Here is a 6,999-nt window from a genome sequence, read left to right as displayed (position 1 = left end):
AAGAGTGAAATATCCGATTTCCGCTTCGCTGATTTGTTTACCGGTCCATTCCGCCAGAGGCTTCAGCGACCTTCTCACAAACTGGAACAGCTCTCCATACTCCCCCTTGATCACTTCTTTCATCGGGTTGATCAGCGGAATATCGAACATTAGGCGGTAATAGGTCGGGACAAGGTGGTTGAACAGGCTTTGAATCAGGCTCGCTTTATTCTCGATGGGAAGAAGCGTATTCTTCTCAAATGCCGCAACGATTTTCTTTCCCATCTCCATGAGCAGCGGATGCGCATCACTGTTCACTTCTCCTTGTGAGGTCAACAGCTGAACAGCTGTAAAATAAACATCCTCCCCTGGACCTTCCGGAAACAGCTCAAAGGCTAACTCTTCCGCGGCCGGGTAAATATGCTCCTCTTCCAGCACCCTTTTTTCTTCGGACGTATAGAGAAGGTCGTCTTTCCGGCTTCGAGTCCGCATGAACACGAGATGATACACCATCTCCACCTTCCTGCTCCTCACAAGCCGGATTGTCTGCCAGCGGTCTAAAAACGCTTCCATGATTGAAGTCGTTTCTTCGACCATCTCCTCCATATGCCAGGCACCCAGAGTCCGGTCGATGATTTCTCTACCGAGCGGCTGAGAAAGTAAGTAATCCAGACAGTAGAGGGCGAAGCGCCGCTTGTCCATCTCGGCCCCTTGGAGATGATACCCCTCCATCCGCTTGTAAACGAACTCCACATTCCATTCCAGGCACCATTCCCGAGCCTTCTTCACGTCCGCTAATGCCGTGTTTTTACTTACATTCAACAACAGTTGAAAATGGTAGCCGGATATCGGTTCCTGTTTGATGAACGTATAAAGATAGATCATCAGCGGACGATTCTCCTCTGAAATTATGAGATCGTTCCCATTAATATCCAACGGACCCCCGGAAGCTACGAATTCCTTCACCCGCTCATCCGCGACGATCCACTGATTTTCCATTTGTAGAGGCGGCAGATCCACGAAGGCCAGACTGTTATTCACTTTTTCTAAAAGGTAGTCGAATCTTCTTTCTGTCAAATCCAGTTCCAACATCATTTCAGGCTTTGTAATTTGCTTATACTTCATGATTCTCTCAAGAAACTGATAGGTTTTTTGATCAAGCAAAGCAAGTACCTCCGTTTCTAATTTAAATTATAAAACGCTTACATTATGATAACAACGCTATTCGAGCCCAACCTTTGTAGGAAGACTCCACACAGATTGGACTCTTCCACATAGTCATCCCCTCTATCTGCCTATTCTCATTCCTTTCACCCATTTTACCAGACGCCCTCCCCACCCTATCCAACTCCGCATATGGATACTATATCGATATCTATATAGATGATAAAAGGAGGAACGACATGGTACGAAGAGTAAGCCGATACAGGGCGTCCCTGCGGCAGCAAGCGGAGGAAGGACCTTCCTGTATGGTGACTGATTTGAATTATGTAGAAATCCCCCAGCACGGCGGAAGAGAAGAAAGAGTGTTCACACTCCCGGATGGCACCCAGCTGGTCCTTCAACGCGTAAACATACGCATCACAGGGACCGTGACCGTCCTTTTGGAAACGGGAACGACGGATTCTACCGACTTTACGATTTGTGAAAGCTACTACTTGTGTGCGCCTACAGGAACCGACATTGAAGTCCAGGCCGCAGAAGCAGGCTGTCGGATTTGTACGGTTTCGACAAGCGAGGAAGGAACAGAGGTGACCATCACCATCGATCTCTGCCAGGATGTGCAGTCCGTCGCTTCTGTCGTTGTAGACTTAGAGGCAGGTATCTGCAATCCGAGACAGCAGGAAGTGGAGCGCACGTGCCTCCCCCCTGTCCGTCCAAGGCAGTGCCCTGCCGTCTTCGGCGAAGAAGAGACGGATCCGGAACCAGAAACGTTTCCGATCCTTCAGTCGAGCTCCGTGGAAATACAACCTCAACAGGAGGAGAACCTCTGCATCCGCACGAACAGCGTTTATGATTGGATCAGAAGCAGAGTGGACGCGGAATTCACCGTCCTCTTCCCGCCGGTGTTCTGCCTTTATACCGTGACAGATACGGAAGGGGATTGTGGAGGAATCGTCGTCGGGGACACCATCTGTTATCCATGTGAAACCCCTTGTCCCCAAACGCTGCAATGCTCGAACGGTGTTTGCTCCCTGCTGCTTGAACTGACCGATGACGGATGTGTGACTTGTCCACCGGAAGCTGTAACCCTCCCGGCAGGATTCGCTTGTGAAGTACCCGGCCTTTCGTGTATTTATGTAGTGACAGAAGCGGACGGCGATTGCGGAGACCTTGTTGTCGGGGATTTGATCTGCCTGCCATGCGAGGCAGCCTGCGAGGATATCCTGCAATGCTCGAACGGGGATTGCACACTGATCTTATCCTTAACAGACGAAACATGTACCGTCTGCCCACTGGATGCCGTCCCGCTTCCTGCAGGGTTCGCATGTGAAGTACCTGTCCTTTCCTGCGTCTATGAAGTGACAGAGGTCGAAGGAGACTGCGCAGAAATCGTGGTCGGAGACGTACTTTGTTTCCCTTGTGAGGAGCCGTGTGAGGAAGTACTGCAGTGTACCAACGGCGTTTGCACACTTGTACTGAGCAGAACGGAAGAAACATGTGTATTCTGTCCACCGAATGCTGTGACCCTCCCCGAAGGCTTCTTCTGCGGCGTACCTTCCTGCGTGTATGCGGTCGGACTTATCGAAGGGGATTGCGGAGGTCTGGAAGAAGGCGATTTAATTTGTTTCCCTTGTGAGGAACCTTGTGCAGAAACGCTGATTTGCGGAAGCCAAACGTGCAGCCTCACATTGAATAGGACATCCGAAGAATGTGTACCTTGCCCTGCCGATGCGGTTCCGCTCCCTGCAGGAATTACCTGCAGCATTCAAGCAGGCCGCATTTACAATGTGAATCAACAGACGTTCTATGACTTGATCGCCGTCGCCGTTGCAGATGCGAACGACGGAGATACGTTGATTGTTACACCTGGAACCTACACCCAGACGGCTGCGCTTACCATCGATAAACCGTTGACCATCCGCGGCTTTTCCGCAGGCAGTACACTCGTAGACTTCCCAGCACCCTTTACCGCTGAAACAGCCGTTTTCCTGCAGGCAGATGCGATTACACTGGAAAATCTCAGCTTCACTCGTACGTTCAGTGATGTGACTGGTGATGAAACGTTAATCCGAATTCCTCCGCAAGGCGTCGGCGACTATTACAGCGGCATTGTCATCCGGGATTCCAACTTGACCGGCGGGGAACGGACGCTGATTGTAAACGTCGATGATTTCACGTTGGAGAACAATACCATCACCCACACAGGTGATGAGCAGTCCCTGGAAATACGTGGAGCGTTGGGTACTACGACAATCTCAGGGAACTCCTTCATCGGTGGAGCGACGAGTCTTGCCGCTATCCGCTTCCAGCCGAATACTCCGACGGATGAGTTCAGCGGAACCTTTTTAGTGGATGATAACACCATGGAGCGGCACAGCCAGTTCGTCTTCTTTGAAAACTCGGCTTTTACCAACGTTTCTATCTTTGTCCGCAGAAATACGATTAACCACCTGGACCGCGCGGGAAGCTCCATCATTTTCTATCCATTCAACTTCCCGGGTATTGATACGATTCTTATTGAAGAAAATAACATTACTAATCCGAACACCCAACGTTTAGCCGTGTATGTCGACTACAGGGATGGAGGTACCACTGCTCCTACCGCAGGGCAGATCCAAGTGGTACGTAATACGTTGGCAGTCGCCTTGCCGTGGGGAAGAGCCTTCGATACCGTTTCTCCCGATGCGCCTGTTGGTTTCACTACCATCGGCATCCCATTCGGAATGTCGCTCACAGCCTTTGATTTAGTTGATAATACCATTATTCCTATTTAAGAAAAAAGAACTGTTAAATAATGAAAAAAAGGATGAACATTAAATACGTTCATCCTTTTTCTATATTCCCACCATAAGAAGATACATAGGCAGCAGGCGGCTTGCTGCTTAGAAACGTCTGGACAATGAAATCCCGCTTCGGCACTTCTAAACGGTAGAGCGCCTCCACAACTTTCCCTTTATCATATGGTATTTCTCTCAGCTCGACCGACGCCTGCCCTTCCCCCAAATGAATCAGCGCGTAACGAGCCAGCGGCTTATGGTAACAACCAAGCGCCCCCGGATTCAAATACATCCGCTTCTCCGTTTGAAAAAGATGCACCGGATGATGATGCCCGAAACAGACAATATCCCAGCCGCCTGCCCTTCCCTCATAAAAATCATCCAGCTTCCGGGCGGTCGGATGATAGTCCACCGGTTCAAAAGGGTTCCGCCATATAGGGAATTCCCGTCTCGTTTCCTTCATATGATAATGCTGAAGAAGGATGTTGACCCCTTCCCGTTCCAGCGTGAGCTGCCTTGGTAGGGCGGTGAGCCAAGGGATGTAGGCGTCATCCAGGGATGCTGCCACCCATTCGTGATGAGCCCTGATGGTCTCACTCCGCTTCGGATACGCCTCTCCATGGATCAAAGCCAGCACCGCTTCTTCATGATTTCCACTTACGGCCTGGACGTTCTCTCTTGCACAGATACAGGCCAGCACTTCATTCGGATGTGGACCAATGCCGATCAAATCGCCCAGGCAGAAGATTTCCGTAACGTCCGCGTGCTGCTCCATGTCTGCAAATACAGCCTCCAGCGCCTCCAAATTCCCGTGAATATCTGCAAGCACAGCGATTGTTTTCCTCATGGACAACCTCCATTTTCCGTATAGGACCTACCTCCATTATATTTGCCGGGAAGTAAGATTATGTAAACACAATGATCTGAACACTTTTTCCCCATAAAAAAAGAAGGCCTCCGAAGAGACCTTCCATCATAAAGTATTTATTCTACTGTACCAGCATCGGCAGGGTGTACACCGTGACGATAGAAGTCAGCATCGATTGGATCAAGCGGCTTACGGCCAAGGATAAGGTCCGCAGCTTTTTCAGCCAGCATCAATACTGGAGCGTGGATGTTACCGTTGGTTACGTAAGGCATAGCAGATGCATCGACAACGCGTACGTTATCAAGACCGTGAACTTTCATTGTGTTCGGGTCAACAACGGCCATCGGATCGGAAGCTGGTCCCATTTTCGCCGTACAAGACGGGTGAAGGGCCGTTTCCGCATCTTCACGTACCCAATCCAGGATTTCTTCATCAGATGTGACAGTTGGTCCTGGAGAGATTTCTCCGGCATTGTATTTCTTCATAGCAGGCTGCTGCATGATTTCACGAGTGATGCGGATCGCTTCGATCCACTCACGCTTATCTTGTTCTGTAGAAAGGTAGTTGTACACCATGCTTGGGTGTTCTTTCGGATCTTTGGAACGGATCTTCAAGGAACCACGTGCATCGGAGTACATTGGTCCGATGTGGACTTGGAAACCGTGATCTGTCGGTGCTTTTTGTCCGTCGTAACGTACGGCAACCGGCAGGAAGTGGAACATCAAGTTCGGATAGTCGACTTCGTCGTTGGAACGTACGAATCCGCCACCTTCGAAGTGGTTCGTCGCAGCTGGACCTGTGCGTCCAAGCATCCACTGAAGACCGATCCATGGGAACTTCTTGATATCAAGGTTCGGCTGTTCAGAAACAGGAACCGGGCAAGCGTGCTGTACGTACACTTCCAAGTGGTCCTGAAGGTTTTCACCGACACCAGGAAGGTCTACGACCGGCTTAATGCCAAGAGACTTCAGGTGTTCCGCATCACCGACACCGGAAAGTTGAAGCAGTTGTGGTGTATTGATCGCACCACCGGCAAGCACGATTTCTCCTGCTTTGACCGTATGCATCTTACCGTTGCGCTTATACGTCAATCCTTTCGCCTTCGTACCATCGAAGTCGATGCTTGTAACGAATGCGCGAGTCTTAACTGTAAGGTTCTCGCGGTCCATTACAGGGTGTAGATAAGCGCGGGAAGCAGATAGACGCTGTCCTTTGTACACGTGCTTATCGAACGGTCCGAATCCTTCTTGACGGAAGCCGTTTACATCTGGAGTTTTGTTATAACCAGCTTCTACAGCTGAGTTAAAGAAGGCTTGGAATAGAGGGTTTTTAGCTGGTCCGCGCTCCAATTTAATTGGACCGTCGTGGCCGCGAAGTTCATCATCCGGTGATCCTAGAGCATTTTCCAGACGTTTGAAGTATGGCAGGCAGTGTTTCCAATCCCAGTTCTCCATACCTTCATCAGCGCCCCAGCGCTCGTAGTCCATCGGGTTACCACGTTGGTAGATCATACCGTTGATGGAGCTGGATCCACCCAGTACTTTACCGCGGGCGTGCTTGATGCGACGACCGTTCATGTGTGGTTCAGGATCTGATTCATATTTCCAGTCATAAAGGCTCTTACCTGCAGGGAACGGCAGGGCAGCTGGCATTTGGATCAACAGGTCCCAGTTATAGTCACTGCGTCCAGCCTCAAGAACGAGTACATTTTTAGTTCCATCTGCACTTAGACGGTTACCCAGTACGGAACCCGCACTACCGCCACCAACAATTACAATATCATATGCTTCTGTCATATCTGTTCCTCCTTGGTGATGATTAGGATGAAGGGATGCAGGTCCATCCTGCTCCCTCCTCCTTCTATTTAAAAAAATAATTTACAAGAGTGTCTTCCTTAACCGGATAGCTGCTCGGAATTAAAACCAGTTGATTTGTTCCGGTTTAAGGTTTTGGAAAATGTGTTTTGTTTCTGTGTATTCTTCAAGCCCAAGTTTACCAAGTTCACGACCGATACCGGACTGCTTGAATCCACCCCATGGTGCGTGTGGGAAGTAAAGGTTGAATTCATTGATCCAAACCGTACCCATGCGCATCTTAGCAGCACAGCGCTCGGCTTTTACGATGTCATTCGTGAACACACCGCCGGCAAGACCGTAAATAGAGTCATTGGAAAGTTTCACAGCTTCTTCTTCTGTGCTGAATTTCTCAACA

5 protein-coding genes are annotated in these 6,999 nt (G+C 49.8%); 1 reads left to right on the top strand and 4 read right to left on the bottom strand.

All coding sequences use genetic code 11. The annotated features are described in order from the left end of the window. On the bottom strand, positions 1–1,143 hold a 1,143-nt coding region (locus tag D479_RS15840), incomplete at its 3' end, for a PRD domain-containing protein (RefSeq protein WP_008638959.1). Between the two features lie 239 nt (positions 1,144–1,382). Between D479_RS15840 and D479_RS19995 the strand changes: the two genes are divergently transcribed. Continuing rightward, the gene (locus D479_RS19995) at positions 1,383–3,917 is read left to right on the top strand and encodes a right-handed parallel beta-helix repeat-containing protein (RefSeq protein WP_008638956.1); all 2,535 of its coding nucleotides are present in this window, start codon (positions 1,383–1,385) and stop codon (positions 3,915–3,917) included. Between the two features lie 49 nt (positions 3,918–3,966). Here D479_RS19995 and D479_RS15830 read toward each other — a convergent pair whose 3' ends face one another. The 3 genes from D479_RS15830 to D479_RS15820 all read right to left on the bottom strand — a co-directional run. Next, positions 3,967–4,767: a metallophosphoesterase family protein gene (locus D479_RS15830; RefSeq protein ID WP_008638954.1), complete on the bottom strand. Its 801-nt coding sequence runs from the start codon at positions 4,765–4,767 to the stop codon at positions 3,967–3,969. 137 nt (positions 4,768–4,904) lie between these two features. Beyond that, entirely contained in the window at positions 4,905–6,584 is a 1,680-nt protein-coding gene (gene betA / locus D479_RS15825; protein WP_008638953.1) for a choline dehydrogenase, read from the bottom strand. Positions 6,585–6,704: 120 nt separating this feature from the next. Beyond that, positions 6,705–6,999: aldehyde dehydrogenase family protein (locus D479_RS15820; RefSeq protein WP_008638950.1), on the bottom strand; the 295-nt coding region annotated here is incomplete at its 5' end.

Origin of the sequence: Halobacillus sp. BAB-2008 (genome assembly GCF_000328325.1) — a bacterium.
Taxonomy (GTDB): domain Bacteria; phylum Bacillota; class Bacilli; order Bacillales; family Halobacillaceae; genus Halobacillus.
This window is presented reverse-complemented; position numbering and strand designations above follow the sequence as displayed.